Genomic DNA, 18,772 nt, shown 5'->3' on the forward strand with positions numbered 1-18,772 from the left:
TCGCGCCCCGCAGTGGAGGGCCTCCTGAGATGGGACGTCTTCCTCGCCTCGTGGCAACCCTGACCCGCTGGGGCCTGAGCCTGTGCGCACTGATTTTGGTGCTCGCGGCGCTGTACGTGAGTCTCGGTCGTCAACTGACGCCGCTGGTTGCCGAATACCGTGTCGATGTGGAAACCCGGGCCAGCAGCGCGCTGGGCATACCGCTGAGCATCGGCAGCCTGGAAGGCAGCTGGAGCCGCTTTGCCCCGGTACTGCTGGCTCATGACGTGATGGTCGGAGAGGGTTCCAGTGCCCTGCGTCTGGATCGCGTAAGGGTTGTTCCCGACCTTTGGGAAAGCCTGCTGGCGCGTGACGTGCGCATCGCTCATCTTGAAGTGGACGGTCTACAGTTCAGCCTCATCCAGGACAAGGATGGTGCATGGTCGGTTCAGGGCTTGCCGGTGCACAACGACAGCCCGTTCGATCCCGAGCAGGTGCTCAGGCAGATGCAGATGGTCGCGCATTTGTCGTTGCTCGACAGCCAGGTCACGGTGCAACCGTTTGACGCCGCGCCGCTGACCCTCACCTATGTAAACCTCAGTCTTGACACAGGCAGCTATGCGCAGCGACTTGACGCACGCCTGACCCTGCCGGATGGTCAGCCGGTCGCGCTCAACGTGCGCTCGCGCATCCAGGCCAGTCAGTGGAAGGACGGCGAGGCCGATGTCTACGCCAGTCTGCCGCAAAGCGACTGGGCCAAGTGGTTGCCGAAAACCCTCACGCGCGAATGGACTCTGTCGAAGCTGCAGGCCGGAGGCGAGGTCTGGTTGAGTTGGGGCAAGGGCACCGTGCAAAGCGCGACGACGCGCCTTAATGCGCCCCAGGTCAAAGGCGTTTACGCCGGCCGCAAACCGTCGACGATCAATAACCTTGCGCTGAACGCATGGTTTGCACGGACTGATACAGGTTTCGACCTGAACCTCGATTCACTGGCGATGAGCCTGGGCGAAACGCGTTGGGAAAGCCGTGTGCAACTGACGCAGACCGCCGCGACCCCTGACAGCGAAGAACTCTGGCACGTACAGGCGGATCGTCTGGATTTGACCCCCATCACGCCGCTGATCGACTCGCTCGCGCCCCTGCCTGACAAGGCTATGGCAGTGGTCGACGGCCTCAAGGTGACAGGCGGCCTGCATAACGTACTGCTCGACTACCGGCCACAGGCGGTCGGCGACAAGCGCCTGAGCTTTGCGGCCAATCTGGACAAGGTGGGTTTCAACGCGTATCGCGGTGCTCCGGCGGCCGGAAATGTCAGCGGTGCCATCAGCGGCGATCTGGGGCAGGGCGAGCTGCGCCTCGACACCGATGACTTCATGCTGCACCTGGACCCGATCTTCGCCAAACCCTGGCGTTACCAGAAGGCCAACGCTCGTCTGAACTGGAAACTGGATGACCAGGCGTTCACGCTGATTGCCCCGTACATCAAGGTACTCGGCGACGAAGGCAAGATTGCGGCGGACTTTCTGATCAAGATTCATCTCAATCATGATCAGGAAGACTACATGGACCTGCGGGTCGGCATGGTCGACGGCGATGGCCGTTACACCAGCAAGTACCTGCCGACCGCGCTCAGTCCGGAGCTTGATCACTGGTTGCGCACGGCCGTGGTAAGTGGCGCGGTCAAACAGGGCTTCTTCCAGTATCAAGGGTCGCTAAACAAGAATTCGCCCGATACGGCGCGTGTTATCAGCCTGTTCTTCGATGTCAGCAACGCAACGCTGGCGTTCCAGCCGGGCTGGCCTTCGCTGACCGGGGTGGATGGCAAGGTCTACGTCGAAAACAGCGGCGTACGTGTCAAAGCGAGCAAAGGGCAGTTGCTCGATACCAAGGTCAGCAACGTGCTGGTCAATATTCCCCATGTGCCGTCAGGTCAGGACAGTCACCTGCTGGTGGACGGCAATTTCTCCGGAAGTCTGGGCGACGGTCTGAAGATTCTCCAGCAGGCGCCCATCGGTACGGGCAGCACGTTTGCCGGATGGCAGGGCGAGGGCCCGCTGGACGGCAAGCTGAAGCTGGATATTCCGCTGGCCAAGGGCGTAGAGCCAAAGGTAGTGGTGGATTTCAGCACCGACAATGCACGCTTGAAACTGGCTGACCCGGTGCTGGAGCTGACTCGCCTGAAAGGCGACTTCCGTTTCGACAGCGCCAGCGGGCTGAGCGGCAAGGGCATCAAGGCCCAGGCATTCGATCGCCCTGTGACCGCAGAGATCGCCGCCGAAGGCAAGCCTGGCGACAACGTGACGCGTATTGTGGCGAGCGGGCAAATCACCGTGAAGCGGCTGACCGACTGGCTGAACGTGACCCAGCCGCTGCCGGTCTCCGGTGACTTGCCGTATCAGTTGCAACTGATTCTGGACAGCAAGGACAGCCCGCTGGTAATCAACTCCACGCTCAAGGGTGTGGCGATCGATTTGCCTGCACCCTTTGGCAAGACCGCCGAGCAGGAGCGCCCCAGCGAATTCCGTATGACCCTGCAAGGTGCGGAGCGCAGGCTCGGCGCGGCCTATAACGATCAGGCCAACTTTGCTTTCGCTGCACCGAATGGCAAGTTTGCCGAGGGGCGTGGCGAGCTTTACCTGGGGCGCGGCGGCGCGATTGTGCCGGACGCCAAGGGCCTGCGGATCCGTGGGGAGTTGTCCGAACTGGACATAGCGCCCTGGCAGGAACTGGCCGGGCGGTACAGTGGGAATGATCCTGGCGGCAGCGCAAAACAACTGCTTAACAGCGTTGATCTGCAGATCGGCAAGCTGACCGCGATGGGCACCACACTCAATGACGTGCGTGTCCAATTGCAGCGCAACGCAGCAGCCTGGGCCCTGTCGCTGGACAGCGCGCTGGCCAAGGGCACGGCAACGTTGCCCGACGCCAAGTCTGCGCCGATCGGTATCGACATGCTCTACGTTCGATTGCCTGCATCCGATCCGAAAGCAACCGTGGTGGAAAACGCACCTGATCCTCTGGCGGATATCGACCCACACAATATCCCTGCGCTGGACGTGAAGATCTCCCAGCTGTTTCAGGGCGATCAGTTGCTGGGGGCCTGGGCATTGAAAACCCGACCGACGCCTGCCGGCATGCGCATGTCGGACATGAGCCTGGGGCTCAAAGGCATTCTGCTGGAGGGTGACGCTACCTGGGAGGGTAAACCCGGGACCAGCAGCAGTTCGTTCAAAGGTCGTCTGGCGGGCAAGAATCTCGCGGATGTGCTCAAGGCGTGGAACTTCGCACCCACCGTCACCAGTGAACGCTTCGAGATGAACGTGGACGGACGCTGGCCGGGTTCGCCTGCCTGGGTCGGTCTGAAGCGCTACTCCGGCAGTCTGGATGCCACGCTCAACAGAGGCCAGTTTGTCGAGGTCGAGGGCGGTGCTCAGGCGTTGCGGGTGTTCGGGCTGTTGAATTTCAACTCTATCGGCCGCCGTCTGCGCCTGGACTTCTCCGACTTGCTGGGCAAAGGACTGAGCTACGACCGGGTCAAAGGGCTGCTGGTCGCCAGCGACGGTGTCTATGTGACGCGCAACCCGATCACCCTGACCGGCCCATCGAGCAATCTGGAGCTCAACGGTACGCTGGACATGGTTCGCGATCGCGTCGATGCGAAGCTGCTGGTGACCCTGCCGGTCACCAATAACCTGCCGATCGCTGCACTGATTGTCGGCGCGCCAGCCATTGGCGGCGCTCTGTTCTTGGTCGACAAGTTGCTGGGTGACCGTGTTGCGCGTTTCGCCAGCGTGCAATACAAGGTCGAAGGGCCTTGGAAAGAGCCGAAGATCACGTTCGACAAGCCATTTGAAAAGCCCCAGTAGCGTCTCATGGGGTACAGTGGTGGCCATGTCATTCAGGAGCGGGTTGCCATGTCCTTCGCGGTGATTCAGATGGTCAGCCAAAGCGATGTCCTGGCCAATCTGGCCAGCGCTCGACGGCTGCTGGAACAGGCCGCCGAAGGTGGCGCGCGGCTGGCGGTGCTGCCCGAAAACTTCGTCGCAATGGGGCGCCGTGACGTCGCCGATATCGGGCGTGCCGAGGCTCAGGGGCACGGACCGATCCTGCCATGGTTGAAACTGGCCGCTCGCGACCTCAAGTTATGGATTGTTGCCGGAACCTTGCCACTGCCGCCGGATGAGCGGCCGGATGGCAAGGTGACGGCGTGTTCGCTATTGATCGATGAGCACGGTGAGCAGGTGGCCCGCTATGACAAACTGCATCTGTTCGATGTGGACGTCGCTGACAACCGGGGCCGCTATCGTGAATCGGATGACTATGCTCACGGGAGCAGGGTGGTGGTGGCCGATACGCCTGTGGGGCGTCTGGGGCTGACCGTCTGTTATGACCTGCGCTTTCCCGAGCTGTACACCGCGCTGCGTGAAGCCGGCGCTGAACTGATTACCGCGCCGTCAGCCTTCACTGCGGTTACGGGGGCTGCGCACTGGGACATTCTGGTCCGCGCGCGTGCCATCGAAACCCAGTGTTACGTGCTGGCGGCGGCACAGGGCGGGGTCCATCCGGGACCCCGCGAGACTTACGGACACGCGGCCATCGTTGATCCATGGGGCCGCGTACTGGCCGAGCAGGCACAGGGTGAAGCAGTGCTGCTGGCCACACGCGACAGTGAAGAACAGGCGTCCATACGGGCGCGGATGCCGGTGTCCAGTCACCGGCGCTTTTTTTCGCAGGACGCCATGCGGCCTGCTTCGGAGTGAATATGAGTGATCTGTCCTCAGTCAGCGAACACCTTCTGGCACCCGGCGGCCTGAACCTCGACAGCCTGCAGTCCGTGCTGGGCGATCTGGCCGGGCCAGGAATCGACGCGGCCGATCTGTATTTTCAGGGCATGATCTCCGAGTCCTGGTCGCTCGAAGACGGGATCGTCAAGGAAGGCAGTTTCAATCTCGACCAAGGCGTGGGCGTGCGTGCCCAGTCGGGCGAGAAAACCGGCTTTGCGTACAGCAATGCGATCACCGCCGAGGCCCTGCGCACCGCCGCACAGGCCGCGCGCTCCATTTCCCGTGCTGGCCAGAATGGTCGCGTACAAGCCTTCACCTCGCAGGACGTGGCGCAGTTGTATGCCCCGGATAACCCGCTGGAAGTGCTGAGCCGCGCCGAGAAGGTCGAGTTGCTCAAGCGCATCGACGTGGCAACTCGCGCGCTGGACTCGCGTATCCAGCAGGTGTCGGTGAGCATGGCCGGTGTCTGGGAGCGCATCCTGGTGGCCGCCGCGGATGGCAGTCTGGCCGCTGATGTGCGCCCGCTGGTGCGCTTCAATGTCAGTGTCATCGTCGAGCAGAATGGTCGCCGCGAGCGGGGCGGGCATGGCGGTGGCGGGCGCACCGACTACCGTTATTTCCTGACCGACGATCGCGCCATGGGCTATGCCCGTGAAGCCCTGCGTCAGGCACTGGTCAACCTGGAAGCGATTCCCGCTCCGGCAGGCACCTTGCCAGTGGTGCTCGGCTCTGGCTGGTCCGGTGTGCTGCTGCACGAAGCGGTGGGTCACGGCCTTGAGGGCGACTTCAACCGCAAGGGCAGCTCGGCCTACAGTGGGCGCATGGGCGAGATGGTTGCGTCGAAACTCTGCACCATCGTCGACGACGGCACCCTGGCGGGGCGTCGGGGTTCGCTGAGTGTCGATGACGAAGGCACACCGACCGAATGCACTACGCTGATCGAGAACGGCGTGCTCAAGGGCTACATGCAGGACAAGCTCAACGCCCGCCTGATGGGCGTGGCACGCACCGGCAATGGCCGTCGCGAGTCCTATGCGCACCTGCCGATGCCGCGCATGACCAACACTTACATGCTGGGCGGGCAGAGCGATCCGCAGGAAATCATCGCCTCGGTGAAGCGCGGCATCTACTGCGCCAACCTTGGCGGCGGTCAGGTGGATATCACCAGCGGCAAGTTCGTGTTTTCGACCAGTGAGGCCTATTTGATCGAAGACGGCAAGATCACTGCGCCGGTCAAAGGTGCGACCTTGATCGGTAACGGGCCGGAAGCCATGAGCAGGGTGTCGATGGTGGGCAACGACCTGTCGCTGGACAGTGGCGTTGGTACGTGCGGGAAAGATGGCCAGTCGCTGCCGGTCGGTGTGGGTCAGCCTACGCTGAAAATCGACGCGATTACCGTGGGTGGCACGGGGAGCTGAGAGTGAGTCGGGGCCGGCTGCTTACTGCCGCCGGCCCCGAGGGCGAAATCAGCGCAGACCGCGTTGAAGTTCGTCCAGCTCACGGATGTATTTGAAGATTTTGCGGCTGGTGGCCGGCGGTTTGTTGCGTGCAACTTCATGTTGCGCCTGACGGATCAGCGAACGCAGCTGCTGACGGTCGGCATCGGGGTATTCGACCACGAATTTCTCGAGGTCGGCGTCATCGCCCGCGATCAGGCGATCACGCCAGCGCTCCAGATTGTGGAAACGTTCATTGTATTGGCGAGTGGAGGCATCGAGTTGGTCCAGCAACACCAGAATGGCTTCCTGGTCCTGATCGCGCATCAGCTTGCCGATGAACAGAATATGCCGCTTTCGCGCGATGTTCGCCGTGTGCTTGGGTGCTTCGGCCAGGGCCTTGCGCAAAGCGTCGGTCAGCGGCAGCTTGGCCAGCACATCGGCTTTGAGTGTTGTCAGTCGCTCGCCGAGGTCAACCAGAGCATGCAGCTCTCGTTTGACCTGGGTTTTGCTTTTCTCCCCGTCGAGGGAGTCGTCGTAAGAATCAACCATGGGGGCAGTCCGCAAAGAAACGCCGCCATGATAACCAGTCATGGGCCGCTTGTCCGGCCCGGTCGGTATTCGGCCTGTGCTGAAAGAAGAATTTGATGGAGAAAGTCATGAGTGCAACCCAAAGCGTCGGCCCACAAGCCTTGCCCGAGCTGCAGGAACAGGTCGAGCAGATCATCGCCGAAGCCCGGCGTCAGGGCGCCAGCGCCTGCGAAGTCGCAGTGTCGGTGGACCAGGGGCTGTCGACATCGGTCCGTCAGCGTGAAGTCGAAACCGTCGAGTTCAACCGCGATCAGGGCTTTGGTATCACCCTGTATGTCGGGCAGCGCAAGGGTTCGGCCAGCACCTCGGCAACCGGTGCCGATGCCATTCGTGAAACGGTCGCCGCTGCACTGGCGATTGCCGAACACACCTCCGAAGATGAAAGCTCCGGGTTGGCCGACGCTGCGCTGATGGCCAAAGAGGTCATGGACTTTGACCTTTATCACACCTGGGACATCTCGCCCGAGCAGGCCATCGAGAAGGCGTTGCTTTGCGAAGCGGCAGCCTTCGATGCCGACAGCCGCATCAAGAACGCCGACGGCACTACGCTCAATACCCACCAGGGCTGCCGTGTATACGGCAACAGCAATGGCTTCATCGGTGGCTATGCGTCAACGCGGCACAGCCTCAGCTGTGTGATGATCGCCGAGGGCGAAGGCCAGATGCAGCGCGATTACTGGTATGACGTCAACCGCCAGGGCGAACTGCTGGCCGATGCGCAAAGCATTGGCCGCAAGGCTGCGTTGCGTGCAGCGAGCCGTCTGGGTGCGCGTCCTGTGCCGACCTGTGAAGTGCCGGTGCTGTTTGCTGCGGAGCTGGCAGGCGGCCTGTTCGGCAGCTTTCTCGGCGCCATTTCCGGGGGCACCCTGTACCGCAAGTCGTCGTTCCTCGAAGGTGCGCTCGGTCAGCGCCTGTTCCCCGAGTGGATGACCATCGATGAGCGCCCGCACCTGAAGCATGCGATGGGCAGCTCGGCGTTCGACAGCGATGGTCTGGCGACCTTTGCCAAGCCGTTCGTGGAAGGTGGGGATCTGGTTTCCTATGTGCTGAGCACGTATTCCGGCCGCAAGCTGGGCATGCCGAGCACCGCCAATGCGGGCGGTGTGCACAACCTGTTCGTTACCCATGGTTCGGAAGACCAGGCCGCTCTGATTCGGCGCATGGGACGCGGCTTGCTGGTGACCGAACTGATGGGCAGTGGTCTGAACATGGTCACCGGCGACTATTCGCGTGGCGCGGCGGGCTTCTGGGTCGAAAATGGCGAGATTCAGTTCCCGGTTCAGGAAGTGACCATTGCCGGCAACATGCGTGACATGTTCAAGCAGATAGTCGCCGTTGGCAGCGATCTTGAGCTGCGTAGCAACATCCGCACCGGCTCGGTACTGATCGAGCGAATGACCGTAGCGGGTAGCTGATCAGGCCCTGGCTATCGTGCCCATACACGCAGAGTGTGGGCACGATAGACGGAGCACTGAATGGCTTGCCCGCTCGTTCCTCACACTCCCGCGTGGGAATGCCGTTCGTGACGCTCTGCGTCACCCAACCGCCTGCAGTTTTCACCCCCAATAACCTCCACCCGAACCCGCGTCTTCCGTGTCCCTCAAAGCATGTTCACGTTTACCGGCGTAAGGCCGTCTAGCGATCAGGCTTGTGTTGATTCTATATCTCATTTAATAATGAATATCATTTCCAAAATGAGCTGCGGTCATGGGGTCTGTTTTGCACGAGTTGTCCTATCTGGAAAACTGGCGCGGCTTGAGTCTGCGGATTCGTTGCGCGCTTGAGCCCGACGAGCCTCGGCTGATCGAGCATTACCTCGCCGAGGGGCGTTACCTGGCGCGATTTACCGCCACGCCCCGGCCCATGATCGCCGAAACCACTTTCCGTCTGCTGATCGACACCGCACGCGACACGGCATTGCCGTGGCACTGGCGTTGCCTGTGTCTGGATCAGGCCTGGCGTCCCCTGCGCGATCTGCAGGCCATTGCCTCCACGCCCGCGCGGCGTCAACGCTGGCAGGCCTGTGTTCACCAACTGGCGAACTGTGTGCTGCAGCCCTCGATTTCCCTCTCTGAATTGGTGCAAGGACATTGCGATGAGTAATACCCGTATCGAACGCGACAGCATGGGCCAGCTACAGGTCCCGGCCGAGGCCCTGTACGGCGCGCAGACTCAGCGTGCGGTGGAAAACTTTCCGATCAGCCATCAGCGCATGCCCCGGCAGTTCATTCGCGCCTTGTTGCTGGCCAAAGCCGCGGCAGCACAGGCCAATCTGGAACTGGAGCAAATCAGCACAGGGCACAGCAAGGCAATTGCCAGTGCCGTGAAAGACCTGTTGGCCAGCGACTACATGGCTCATTTTCCGGTCGATATCTTCCAGACCGGCTCCGGCACCAGTACCAATATGAATGCCAACGAGGTAATCGCGACGCTGGCCACGCGGGTGCTGGGCGAAGAGGTCAATCCCAATGATCACGTCAATTGCGGGCAAAGCAGCAACGACATCATCCCCACCACGATTCATGTCAGTGCTGCGTTGGCCCTGCACGAGCAACTGCTGCCAGCGCTCGCTCATCTGTTGCAAGTGACCGAGCACAAGGCGCAGCAGGTGCATGCCTTCGTCAAGACCGGTCGCACGCACCTGATGGACGCGATGCCGGTGCGCATGAGTCAGGTACTCAACGGCTGGTCACAACAGATTCGCGCCAACATCGAGCATCTGCAGGGCTTGCAGCCAAGCCTGCAGTCGCTGGCTCAGGGCGGGACCGCCGTCGGGACCGGCATCAATGCGCATCCGGAGTTTGCGCTGCGTTTCAGTTGCCAGTTGAGCAGCCTGACCGGCGTCCAGTTCACGCCTGGCAAGGACCTGTTCGCGCTGATCGGTTCACAGGACACGGCCGTCGCAGTATCTGGTCAGCTCAAGGCCACTGCGGTGTCACTGATGAAAATCGCCAATGACCTGCGCTGGATGAATTCGGGGCCGTTGGCTGGCCTGGGTGAGATCGAACTGGAGGCGTTGCAGCCCGGCTCATCGATCATGCCGGGCAAGGTCAATCCGGTGATTCCGGAAGCGACCGCCATGGTTGCCGCGCAGGTGATCGGCAACGACGCCACGATCACCGTGGCAGGGCAGTCGGGCAACTTCGAACTGAACGTGATGCTGCCCATCATCGCCCAGAACCTGTTGAGCAGTATCGAGTTGCTGGCTAATTCCAGTCGGCTGCTGGCTGACAAGGCGATTGCCAGCTTCAAGGTCAACGAGTCCAAGCTCAAGGAAGCGCTGTCGCGCAATCCGATTCTGGTGACCGCGCTTAACCCCATCATTGGCTATCAGAAGGCCGCCGAAATTGCCAAGACCGCCTACAAGCAAGGTCGGCCGGTGATTGACGTTGCCCTTGAACACACCGACTTGCAGCGCAGCGAACTGGAAGTGTTGCTAAACCCCGAAAAACTCACCGCTGGCGGTATCTGATTCCGCCCGGCCAACGTTCCTGGAGGTACCTCATGCAGCATTGGAAACGCACCATCGAGCAGGCCAATCGCTGTTTCAATCTCGGCGAGTGGGTCGAAGCCCGCGAGTTGTACCTTCAGGCGCTGGCGTTGGCGCAAGTCCTGTTCGAGCGCTGGGCGGATGTCGACGAAGCGGTCGCGGCCTGTGTGATTTCTCACCACAACCTGGCGGATCTCCACCTGAGTCTGGGTCAGCCGGAGGAGAGCGCCGAGTACCTGTGTGCCATCCACCAGCACCTGTTGCAGACCATGCAGGATCAACGTCTCCCGCCCGCCCTGCGCGAGGCGGCCTTGCGTCACAGCAGCAAAACATACGCCGAACTGCTGAGTTTCATCAGCGAACACGGCGAGTACCCGCGCACTCATCGGTTGCTGAGCAGCAGCGAGCATACGCGCTCATCGCTGCAGCGCCATTCGGCAAATCCTTCCGGACTTTTCTACGGAGCACATTGAAATGCCTTACACCTTGCCTGCACTGCCTTACGCATACGATGCCCTTGAACCGCATATCGATGCGCAAACCATGGAAATCCACTACACCAAGCATCACCAGACCTACATCAACAACCTCAATGCAGCGGTCGAAGGCACGGAATTCGCGGACTGGTCTGTGGAGAAGCTGGTCGCCAGTGTCCAACAGTTGCCTGAAAACCTGCGCCCAGCGGTGATCAATCAGGGTGGTGGCCATGCCAATCACTCATTGTTCTGGGAAGTCATGGTGCCGGGCGGGGGAGGTTTGCCCAAGGGCGCTGTCGCTTCGGCGATTGAAGAACAACTGGGCGGCTATGAAGGCTTCAAGGAGGCATTCACCAAGGCCGCGTTGACCCGTTTCGGCAGTGGCTGGGCATGGCTGAGCGTTACGCCCGACAAGAAGCTGGTGGTGGAAAGCAGTGGTAATCAGGACAGCCCGTTGATGAACGGCAATACACCGATTCTGGGGCTGGACGTGTGGGAGCACGCTTACTACCTGCGTTATCAGAACCGTCGTCCCGAATACATTAACGCGTTCTATAACGTGATCAATTGGGATGAGGTGTCTCGCCGTTATCAGGCAGCCCTGGCCTGAGCCTGGCAACCGCATACAAGGCAGCCTATGCGCTCAGAACTCCTCGCGCTCAGCAATGTGCGGTTATTTCGTCTGGCAGTCGGGAGCCTGCTGTTGTTGGCGGGTATGGCGCTCCTGATTGCCCATGGGCTGAACTGGATGCGCGTGCAAGGCTGGTGGTGACGGATACCGCGTTTGTCCGAGGGCTTATTCGCCCTCGTCAAACCGGTTGTCGATCAGCTCGACCAGGCCATCGAGCGCTTCCTGTTCGAATTCGCCCTCGGTGTGCAGGTGGATCTCGGTGCCCTTGCCGGCAGCGAGCATCATCACAGCCATGATGCTTTTGCCGTCGACCATGCTCTCGGGCGTGCGGCCGACCCTGATCTTGCAGGGGAACTTGCCTGCGACGCCCACGAATTTGGCGGCAGCGCGGGCATGCAGGCCCAGTTTGTTGATGATGGTGATTTGACGAGCGGGCATCGCAGTGAAAATCCTTCAGCTGAGGTCGCGGTGGCGAACCTGAACGTTCTTGAGTGATTGTTGCAAGACCTGACCAAGCCGTTCGGTCAGGTAGACCGAACGGTGGTGTCCACCCGTGCAGCCGATGGCAATGGTAACGTAAGAACGGTTACTGGCTGCAAACCGGGGTAGCCATTTGTTCAGGTAAGCGAAGATGTCCTGAAACATTTCTTCGACATCAGGCTGCACCGACAGGTAGTCGATAACGGGTTGTTCGAGCCCAGAGTGGTCGCGCAGTTCCGGCTTCCAGTACGGATTGGGCAGGCAGCGCACATCGAATACCAGGTCTGCATCAATGGGCATGCCGCGCTTGAAACCAAACGACTCGATCAGAAACGCAGTGCCTGGCTCGGGCTTGTTCAGCAGACGAAGCTTGAGCGCGTCGCGCAACTGATAGAGGTTCAGGTGGGTGGTGTTGATCTTCAGGTCGGCCAGATCGATGATCGGGCCCAGCAATGTAGTCTCGTCGCGTATCGCCTCGGCCAGCGAGCGATCTGCCGTGCTCAAGGGGTGGCGACGTCGGGTTTCCGAGAAGCGTTTGAGCAGGGTGGCTTCGTCGGCATCCAGATACAGCACGTCGCACTGGATATTGCGTGAGCGCACTTCATCGAGCATCTGCGGAAAACGGGTCAGATGGCTTGGCAGGTTGCGGGCATCTATCGAAACCGCCAGCAAGGGTTCGGCGAGTTCGGTGTTGATCAGTGCGCGTTCGGCCAGTTCCGGCAGCAGACCGGCAGGAAGGTTGTCGACACAATAGAAGCCGTTGTCTTCCAGTACATCCAGCGCGGTGCTTTTGCCCGAACCGGAGCGGCCGCTGACGATGATCATGCGCATTGTCAAGGACCTTTTTGTGCGTCCAGCACCACGTTATACAGCGCTTCATCGCTTGCCGCGTTGCGCAGGCTCTTGCGCACGTCGGCCTTGTCGAGCATTCCGGCAATCTGGCTAAGCAGCTCCAGGTGATCGTCGGTCGCCTTCTGCGGGACCAGCAAGACAAACAGCAAGTCTACGGGCGCGCCGTCGATGGCGTCAAAATCTACCGGGGCATCAAGGTGAATCACGGCACTGACAGGCTCGCCACAGGAGGCCAGGCGGCAGTGAGGAATGGCGATGCCGTTGCCGAAACCGGTCGATCCCAGTTTTTCACGGGCAATCAGGCTTTCGAACACAGTGCCCGATTCCATTCCCGGCACTTCGCGGCCGATCAGGTTGGCAATCTGTTCAAGTACACGTTTCTTGCTGCCGCCCGGCATGTTCACGAGTGAACGGCCGGGGGTCAGGATATTTTCAAATCGGATCATTTAAATGGGCGTTAGCGAGCGGCCGCACCTTTGAGGATGCTTTGCTGCTTTTCCTTATGCTTGAGCAATTGTCTGTCTAGCTTGTCAGTGAGCAGGTCGATGGCAGCGTACATGTCATCATGTTCAGCATTGGCAACGACCTCTCCACCATGGATGTGCAACGTGGCTTCGATCTTCTGCTTGAGCTTTTCGACCGTCATCGTGACCTGCACGTTGGTAATCTTGTCAAAATGCCCCTCGAGCTTCTTGAGCTTGAGCTCAACGTATTCACGAAGGGGTTTGGTCACTTCCAGTTGGTGTCCACTGATGTTGACTTGCATACAGCTTTCTCCTTTGCCAGTGCATAAAGAGGCAGGCATGGCGCCTGCCACTGGAACGCTGTGGCTCGGCCTGCATCACATCAGTCGCTTACGCTCACTGGAAGGGGCGATCCCGAGAGACTCACGGTACTTGGCGACTGTGCGACGGGCTACTTGAATGCCTTGTGCCTCCAGTAAACCAGCGATCTTGCTATCACTCAACGGCTTTTTCTGATTTTCCGCCGCAACCAGTTTTTTGATGATTGCACGGATTGCCGTGGACGAGCATTCACCGCCCTCGGAGGTGCTCACATGGCTTGAGAAGAAGTATTTCAGCTCGTAAATGCCGCGTGGGGTGTGCATGAATTTCTGGGTGGTTACGCGCGAGATGGTCGACTCGTGCATGCCCACTGCCTCGGCAATGTCGTGCAGGACGAGCGGCTTCATGGCCTCGTCGCCGTACTCGAGAAAACCGCGCTGATGTTCGACGATTTGCGTGGCGACCTTCATCAGTGTTTCGTTGCGGCTTTGCAGGCTCTTGATGAACCAGCGCGCTTCCTGCAACTGATTGCGCATGAAGGTGTTGTCCGCGCTGGTGTCGGCGCGCCGCACGAAGCCCGCGTATTGCGGGTTGACGCGCAGGCGCGGTACTGATTCCTGATTGAGCTCGACCAGCCAGCGTTCGTTGTCCTTGCGCACGATCACGTCCGGAATGACGTATTCGGCTTCGGTGGATTCGATCTGCGAGCCTGGACGCGGGTTGAGGCTCTGGACCAGTTCGATGACCTGGCGCAGCTCGTCTTCCTTGAGCTTCATGCGTCGCATCAGCTGGCCGTAGTCGCGGCTTCCAAGCAGATCGATGTAGTCGCTGACCAGACGTTGTGCTTCTGTCAGCCAAGGCGTCTTCGCTGGCAGCTGGCGCAGTTGCAGCAGCAGGCATTCGCTCAGGTTGCGTGCGCCGATGCCGGCAGGTTCAAACTGCTGGATGCGGTGCAGTACGGCTTCGATCTCGTCGAGTTCGATGTCCAGTTCGGGGTCGAACGACTCGAGAATCTCCTCAAGCGTCTCGTCGAGGTAGCCCTGGTTGTTGATGCAGTCGATCAGCGTGACCGCCACCAGGCGGTCCTTGTCGGACATCGGCGCAACATTCAGTTGCCACAGCAGGTGACTTTGCAGGCTTTCGCCGGCAGAAGTGCGTGTGGTGAAGTCCCACTCGTCGTCATCATTGCTTGGCAGGCTGCTGGCGCTGGTCTGGTAGATGTCTTCCCATGCGGTATCGACGGGCAGCTCGTTGGGAATGCGTTCGTTCCATTCGCCTTCTTCAAGGTTGTCCACGGTAGGCGCGGATTCCTGATAGGTCGGTTCCTGAACGTCGGGGTTGGGCTTTTGTTCGATGTTGTCGGCAAGCGGGTCGGAGTTGTCGAAGTCGTCGCCTTCTTCCTGCCGCTCAAGCATAGGGTTTGACTCCAGCGCTTCCTGGATCTCCTGCTGGAGATCCAGAGTTGAAAGCTGAAGTAAGCGGATTGCCTGTTGCAGCTGCGGTGTCATCGTCAGCTGCTGGCCCATTCTCAAGACTAGCGATGGTTTCATGGCAGGGGCTAAACACCTTATTCGCCGGCGCGCATGCGCCATCTACTACAGGCGCCGTGGCGCCAACTTAAGCAAATTATATGCCTGAAACCTGTGCGTTTGCCTAGAGTGATATGACAAATAAAATGTTGTCAATACACTGCGTAGGCATCAATCGGCTGCGAAGCGCAAAGGGCAGTCGATTAAAGGCGGAACTCGTGGCCGAGATAGACTTCTTTCACCAACTGGTTCGCCAGAATGGTCTCTGAGTCGCCTTCCGCAATCAGCTGCCCATCGTTGACGATGTAGGCCGTCTCGCAGATATCCAGCGTTTCCCGGACGTTGTGGTCGGTGATCAGTACACCGATACCCTTGGCCTTGAGGTGGTGAATGATCTGCTTGATGTCACCTACCGAAATAGGGTCGACACCTGCGAACGGTTCATCCAGCAGGATGAATTTCGGCGCGGTGGCCAGGGCGCGAGCGATTTCCACGCGGCGACGTTCACCACCCGACAGGCTCATGCCCAGGTTGTCGCGGATGTGGGTGATGTGGAACTCCTGCAGGAGGCTTTCCAGCTCCTTGCGGCGTGCGCCGGCATCGAGCTCCTTGCGGGTCTCGAGAATCGCCATGATGTTGTCGGATACCGACAGCTTGCGGAAGATCGAGGCTTCCTGAGGCAGGTAGCCGATACCCGCACGGGCGCGACCGTGCATGGGTTGGTGGCTGACATCCAGATCGTCAATCAGCACGCGACCCTGATCGGCCTGGACCAGGCCGACGATCATGTAGAAGCAGGTGGTTTTGCCGGCGCCGTTCGGGCCCAGCAGGCCGACGATCTGGCCGCTGTCGATGGAGATGCTCACATCGCGCACGACCTGCCGGCTTTTGTAGCTTTTAGCCAGATGCTGGGCTTTGAGCGTCGCCATTTACTGGGCCTTCTGAGGTTGATCGGTTTTCTTTTTCGGCTGGATGACCATGTCGATACGCGGACGTGGTGTGGTCACCTTGGCACCGCCATTGGCACGACCGGCGCTGACGACCTGTCTGACCGTGTCGTAGACGATTTTCTCGCCTTCCGAGGTGTTGCCGTCATTGATGACCTTGGCCTTGTCGATCAGGACGATACGGTCCTGTCCGGCGTAATACTGGATGGTGACGGCATAGGCCTGCACGATCGGTTTGTCCACGGCAGGCTTCTGCTCGTAGTAGGCCAGATTGCCGACGGAGGTAAATACATCGACTTCGCCCTGGGCATTACGAGTAATCGTCACGGTGTTGCCCGTGATTTTCATCGAACCCTGAGTGATGATGACATTGCCCTTGTAAGTCGCCACGCCTTTCTTGTCATCGAGCTGAGCATCGTCAGACTGGATGTGGATAGGCTGATCTCGGTCGGTTGGCAGGGACCAGGCGCTCGCGCTTCCCAGTGCTGCGCCCAGGCCGAGCAATAAAGGAAGAGTTTTAACGAGCCTCATACTGTCCTCTTACGTTGGACAGCAGGTCCATCCTGCTGTCTTTCAAATACGCTTTCATTCCCTTGGCCGTGGTCACACCGCCCGCGCCGTCGATTCTAACGTCTTGGTCGGTCTGCGCATATTGCTTCTGAGGGAATACGGTCATGCGACTACTGGTGATAATAGTCGTACGTTGTTTTTCATCGGTACGTTCGACGCGAACCGAATCGATCAGCTCGACCTGGTCGCCGCCGGACGAAACCTCGCCTTTCTTGCTCTGCACGTGCCAGGGAAACTCGCCGCCGCGGTACATATGCAGGTCGGGCGTGGTCAACAGGGTCACGTCAGTGGCTTTCACATGCTCAACCTTGTCGGAGGTCATGTCGTACTGAAGTTTGCCGTCGGGCAGGTACTGAACGCTGTGGGCGTTGATTGCATAGTAGTCGATGACAGTGTCGTCGACCGTCGAGACCGGTTGATCCATAAAGCTTTCCGGGCTGATGTTCCAGTAGCCGACCGCTGCCAGCAGCAGCGCCAGTACCCCGAGAAGCAGGAACTTGCGAATTTTTTTAGTGAACATAATGGCTTCTATAAATAGGCGGAGTGAGCCGCTTCAAGGTTGCCTTGCGCACTCAGAATCAGTTCGCAGAATTCGCGCGCCGCGCCTTCGCCGCCTCGCGCCCTGGTTATCCCGTGTGCATGCTCGCGTACAAAACCGGCCGCATTGGCCACTGCCATGCCCAGGCCGACGCGTCTGATGACGGGCAAGTCTGGCAGATCATCACCCAGATAAGCGACCTGTTCGTAACTCAGATTGAGTTCTGCAAGCAACTTGTCCAGCACCACCAGCTTGTCTTCACGTCCCTGGAACAGGTGTTCAATGCCCAGGCTTTTCGCCCGGCGCTCGACTATCGCGGTCTTGCGGCCACTGATGATCGCCGTGGTGACGCCCGAAGCTATCAGCATTTTTATGCCTTGGCCGTCGAGGGTATTGAATGTCTTGATCTCGCTGCCATCTTCCATGAAGTAAAGGCGGCCATCGGTCAGCACGCCATCGACGTCGAAGACTGCCAGCTTGATGGCCTTGCCGCGTTGCATGAGATCCTGGTTCATTATTTCGTTTTCCATTACATGACGCCTGCGCGCAGGAGATCCTGCAGGTTGAATGCGCCAACCGGGCGGTCGTTCTGGTCTACGACAACAAGCGCACTGATTTTGTTGTCCTCCATGATTTTCAGCGCCTCGGCGGCGAGCATCTCGGCATTGGCGGTCTTGCCATGCAGCGTCATGACCTCGTCGATGATGGTCTGACGAATATCGACAGGGCGGTCCAGTGTCCGGCGCAAGTCACCGTCCGTGAAGATGCCGGCCAGTGTGCCGTCGGCTTCGACGATGGCGGTCATGCCCAAACCTTTACGAGTCATTTCAAGCAGGGCGTCGCGCAGCAGGGTGCCGCGTTGCACGCTGGGCAGTGATTCGCCGGAGTGCATGACATTCTCGACCTTGAGCAGCAGGCGGCGACCCAAGGCGCCACCCGGATGGGAGAATGCGAAATCTTCGGCGGTGAAACCGCGTGCGTCGAGCAGCGCCACGGCAAGGGCGTCGCCCATGACCAGTGCAGCGGTCGTCGATGATGTCGGTGCCAGGTTGAGCGGGCAGGCCTCATGCACCACATGGGCGTTGAGGTTGATGTCGGCAGCCTTGGCCAGAATGGACTCCGGGTCGCCGGTCAGGCTGATCATCTTTATGCCCAGGCGCTTGATCAGTGGCAGCAGGGTGACGATTTCGTTGGTGCTGCCGGAGTTCGACAGGGCCAGGATGATGTCATCACGGGTGATCATGCCCATGTCGCCGTGGCTGGCTTCGGCCGGATGCACGAAAAACGAGGTGGTGCCGGTGCTCGCCAGCGTGGCAGCGATCTTGTTGCCGATGTGTCCGGACTTGCCCATGCCGACCACAACCACACGCCCTTTGCTGGCGAGGATCATTTCGCACGCGCGCACGAAGTCGCCGTCAAGACGTTCAAGCAAGCCTTGTATGGCTTCTATCTCAAGGCGAATGGTGCGTTGCGCCGATTGGATCAGGTCACTGGATTGGTTCATGTCTGGAAAGGGTCAGCCTGCTGAAAGGCGGCGATTATAGCGGTAATGAACGATTCCCTCACGTCTGATCGTCGTTGTGTTGTTTTTAAACGAATTTCCTACGCACTTGCAGGTCTGTATTCAAGCCTGTGGCCATAACATTGTGGTGCAGAATAATTCAGCGAATACCTGAACCGCTTG

The 18,772-nt window shown here is 59.7% G+C and carries 20 protein-coding genes; 9 read left to right on the plus strand and 11 right to left on the minus strand.

Annotation, left to right across the window (positions count from 1 at the left end; all coding sequences use genetic code 11):
* Positions 1-29 precede the first annotated feature (29 nt).
* From JOE33_RS18795 to tldD, 3 genes are read left to right on the plus strand one after another with little or no spacing between them, the layout of a single operon-like run.
* Entirely contained in the window at positions 30-3,845 is a 3,816-nt protein-coding gene (locus JOE33_RS18795) for a YhdP family protein (protein ID WP_187624942.1), read from the plus strand.
* 48 nt (positions 3,846-3,893) lie between these two features.
* Positions 3,894-4,739 (plus strand): carbon-nitrogen hydrolase family protein, encoded by an 846-nt coding sequence (locus JOE33_RS18800; RefSeq protein ID WP_096243548.1) that lies wholly within the window; start codon positions 3,894-3,896, stop codon positions 4,737-4,739.
* Between the two features lie 2 nt (positions 4,740-4,741).
* Entirely contained in the window at positions 4,742-6,181 is a 1,440-nt protein-coding gene (gene tldD, locus JOE33_RS18805) for a metalloprotease TldD (RefSeq protein WP_003400228.1), read from the plus strand.
* A gap of 48 nt (positions 6,182-6,229) precedes the next feature.
* Here tldD and yjgA read toward each other — a convergent pair whose 3' ends face one another.
* Positions 6,230-6,751, minus strand: coding sequence for a ribosome biogenesis factor YjgA (gene yjgA / locus JOE33_RS18810; protein WP_003364101.1), 522 nt, complete (start codon positions 6,749-6,751; stop codon positions 6,230-6,232).
* 107 nt (positions 6,752-6,858) lie between these two features.
* Between yjgA and pmbA the strand changes: the two genes are divergently transcribed.
* From pmbA to JOE33_RS25885, 6 genes are all read left to right on the plus strand, one after another.
* Positions 6,859-8,205 (plus strand): metalloprotease PmbA, encoded by a 1,347-nt coding sequence (pmbA, locus tag JOE33_RS18815; RefSeq protein ID WP_032615156.1) that lies wholly within the window; start codon positions 6,859-6,861, stop codon positions 8,203-8,205.
* A gap of 292 nt (positions 8,206-8,497) precedes the next feature.
* Entirely contained in the window at positions 8,498-8,893 is a 396-nt protein-coding gene (locus JOE33_RS18820; RefSeq protein ID WP_032615158.1) for a hypothetical protein, read from the plus strand.
* Entirely contained in the window at positions 8,886-10,262 is a 1,377-nt protein-coding gene (locus tag JOE33_RS18825; RefSeq protein WP_187624943.1) for a class II fumarate hydratase, read from the plus strand. The genes JOE33_RS18820 and JOE33_RS18825 overlap by 8 nt, the downstream gene beginning before the upstream one ends.
* A 32-nt stretch (positions 10,263-10,294) precedes the next feature.
* Entirely contained in the window at positions 10,295-10,753 is a 459-nt protein-coding gene (locus tag JOE33_RS18830) for a tetratricopeptide repeat protein (protein ID WP_032615162.1), read from the plus strand.
* Between the two features lies 1 nt (position 10,754).
* The gene (locus JOE33_RS18835; RefSeq protein ID WP_032615164.1) at positions 10,755-11,366 is read left to right on the plus strand and encodes a superoxide dismutase; all 612 of its coding nucleotides are present in this window, start codon (positions 10,755-10,757) and stop codon (positions 11,364-11,366) included.
* Between the two features lie 27 nt (positions 11,367-11,393).
* The gene (locus JOE33_RS25885; protein ID WP_274603138.1) at positions 11,394-11,528 is read left to right on the plus strand and encodes a hypothetical protein; all 135 of its coding nucleotides are present in this window, start codon (positions 11,394-11,396) and stop codon (positions 11,526-11,528) included.
* 24 nt (positions 11,529-11,552) lie between these two features.
* Here JOE33_RS25885 and JOE33_RS18840 read toward each other — a convergent pair whose 3' ends face one another.
* The 10 genes from JOE33_RS18840 to JOE33_RS18885 all read right to left on the minus strand — a co-directional run bounded on the left by JOE33_RS18840 (position 11,553) and on the right by JOE33_RS18885 (position 18,592).
* Complete coding sequence (locus JOE33_RS18840) at positions 11,553-11,825, minus strand: HPr family phosphocarrier protein (RefSeq protein ID WP_003313599.1); 273 nt, start codon at positions 11,823-11,825, stop codon at positions 11,553-11,555.
* A 15-nt stretch (positions 11,826-11,840) separates the two neighbouring features.
* A complete protein-coding gene (gene rapZ, locus JOE33_RS18845; protein WP_054992571.1) occupies positions 11,841-12,698 on the minus strand; it encodes an RNase adapter RapZ in 858 nt (285 codons plus the stop codon).
* Between the two features lie 2 nt (positions 12,699-12,700).
* Complete coding sequence (gene ptsN, locus JOE33_RS18850) at positions 12,701-13,165, minus strand: PTS IIA-like nitrogen regulatory protein PtsN (protein WP_122530114.1); 465 nt, start codon at positions 13,163-13,165, stop codon at positions 12,701-12,703.
* An 11-nt stretch (positions 13,166-13,176) separates the two neighbouring features.
* Complete coding sequence (gene raiA, locus JOE33_RS18855) at positions 13,177-13,485, minus strand: ribosome-associated translation inhibitor RaiA (protein ID WP_002555091.1); 309 nt, start codon at positions 13,483-13,485, stop codon at positions 13,177-13,179.
* A 75-nt stretch (positions 13,486-13,560) separates the two neighbouring features.
* Complete coding sequence (locus JOE33_RS18860) at positions 13,561-15,054, minus strand: RNA polymerase factor sigma-54 (protein ID WP_032615165.1); 1,494 nt, start codon at positions 15,052-15,054, stop codon at positions 13,561-13,563.
* Positions 15,055-15,236: 182 nt separating this feature from the next.
* A complete protein-coding gene (lptB, locus tag JOE33_RS18865; RefSeq protein ID WP_002555089.1) occupies positions 15,237-15,962 on the minus strand; it encodes an LPS export ABC transporter ATP-binding protein in 726 nt (241 codons plus the stop codon).
* Positions 15,963-16,511 carry a lipopolysaccharide transport periplasmic protein LptA gene (gene lptA, locus JOE33_RS18870; protein ID WP_002555088.1) on the minus strand — a complete coding sequence of 183 codons (549 nt, stop codon included), beginning with the start codon at positions 16,509-16,511 and terminating at the stop codon, positions 15,963-15,965. It lies immediately after the preceding gene.
* Positions 16,498-17,070: an LPS export ABC transporter periplasmic protein LptC gene (gene lptC / locus JOE33_RS18875; protein ID WP_010427516.1), complete on the minus strand. Its 573-nt coding sequence runs from the start codon at positions 17,068-17,070 to the stop codon at positions 16,498-16,500. Before lptC ends, lptA begins: the two co-directional genes overlap by 14 nt.
* An 8-nt stretch (positions 17,071-17,078) precedes the next feature.
* Complete coding sequence (locus JOE33_RS18880; protein WP_096130279.1) at positions 17,079-17,618, minus strand: HAD family hydrolase; 540 nt, start codon at positions 17,616-17,618, stop codon at positions 17,079-17,081.
* On the minus strand, positions 17,618-18,592 hold the full coding sequence (locus JOE33_RS18885; protein WP_032615168.1) for a KpsF/GutQ family sugar-phosphate isomerase: 975 nt from the start codon (positions 18,590-18,592) through the stop codon (positions 17,618-17,620). The genes JOE33_RS18880 and JOE33_RS18885 overlap by 1 nt, the downstream gene beginning before the upstream one ends.
* Positions 18,593-18,772 lie beyond the last annotated feature (180 nt).

The organism is Pseudomonas sp. PvP027 (genome assembly GCF_017833005.1).
Lineage (GTDB): Bacteria > Pseudomonadota > Gammaproteobacteria > Pseudomonadales > Pseudomonadaceae > Aquipseudomonas > Aquipseudomonas congelans.

Coding starts and splice junctions, on each gene's coding strand:
- JOE33_RS18795 (WP_187624942.1), top strand. CDS start 30: ATGGGACGTCTTCCTCGCCTCGTGGCAACCCTGACCCGCTGGGGCCTG.
- JOE33_RS18800 (WP_096243548.1), top strand. CDS start 3,894: ATGTCCTTCGCGGTGATTCAGATGGTCAGCCAAAGCGATGTCCTGGCC.
- tldD (WP_003400228.1), top strand. CDS start 4,742: ATGAGTGATCTGTCCTCAGTCAGCGAACACCTTCTGGCACCCGGCGGC.
- yjgA (WP_003364101.1), bottom strand. CDS start 6,751: ATGGTTGATTCTTACGACGACTCCCTCGACGGGGAGAAAAGCAAAACC.
- pmbA (WP_032615156.1), top strand. CDS start 6,859: ATGAGTGCAACCCAAAGCGTCGGCCCACAAGCCTTGCCCGAGCTGCAG.
- JOE33_RS18820 (WP_032615158.1), top strand. CDS start 8,498: ATGGGGTCTGTTTTGCACGAGTTGTCCTATCTGGAAAACTGGCGCGGC.
- JOE33_RS18825 (WP_187624943.1), top strand. CDS start 8,886: ATGAGTAATACCCGTATCGAACGCGACAGCATGGGCCAGCTACAGGTC.
- JOE33_RS18830 (WP_032615162.1), top strand. CDS start 10,295: ATGCAGCATTGGAAACGCACCATCGAGCAGGCCAATCGCTGTTTCAAT.
- JOE33_RS18835 (WP_032615164.1), top strand. CDS start 10,755: ATGCCTTACACCTTGCCTGCACTGCCTTACGCATACGATGCCCTTGAA.
- JOE33_RS25885 (WP_274603138.1), top strand. CDS start 11,394: ATGCGCTCAGAACTCCTCGCGCTCAGCAATGTGCGGTTATTTCGTCTG.
- JOE33_RS18840 (WP_003313599.1), bottom strand. CDS start 11,825: ATGCCCGCTCGTCAAATCACCATCATCAACAAACTGGGCCTGCATGCC.
- rapZ (WP_054992571.1), bottom strand. CDS start 12,698: ATGCGCATGATCATCGTCAGCGGCCGCTCCGGTTCGGGCAAAAGCACC.
- ptsN (WP_122530114.1), bottom strand. CDS start 13,165: ATGATCCGATTTGAAAATATCCTGACCCCCGGCCGTTCACTCGTGAAC.
- raiA (WP_002555091.1), bottom strand. CDS start 13,485: ATGCAAGTCAACATCAGTGGACACCAACTGGAAGTGACCAAACCCCTT.
- JOE33_RS18860 (WP_032615165.1), bottom strand. CDS start 15,054: ATGAAACCATCGCTAGTCTTGAGAATGGGCCAGCAGCTGACGATGACA.
- lptB (WP_002555089.1), bottom strand. CDS start 15,962: ATGGCGACGCTCAAAGCCCAGCATCTGGCTAAAAGCTACAAAAGCCGG.
- lptA (WP_002555088.1), bottom strand. CDS start 16,511: ATGAGGCTCGTTAAAACTCTTCCTTTATTGCTCGGCCTGGGCGCAGCA.
- lptC (WP_010427516.1), bottom strand. CDS start 17,070: ATGTTCACTAAAAAAATTCGCAAGTTCCTGCTTCTCGGGGTACTGGCG.
- JOE33_RS18880 (WP_096130279.1), bottom strand. CDS start 17,618: ATGGAAAACGAAATAATGAACCAGGATCTCATGCAACGCGGCAAGGCC.
- JOE33_RS18885 (WP_032615168.1), bottom strand. CDS start 18,592: ATGAACCAATCCAGTGACCTGATCCAATCGGCGCAACGCACCATTCGC.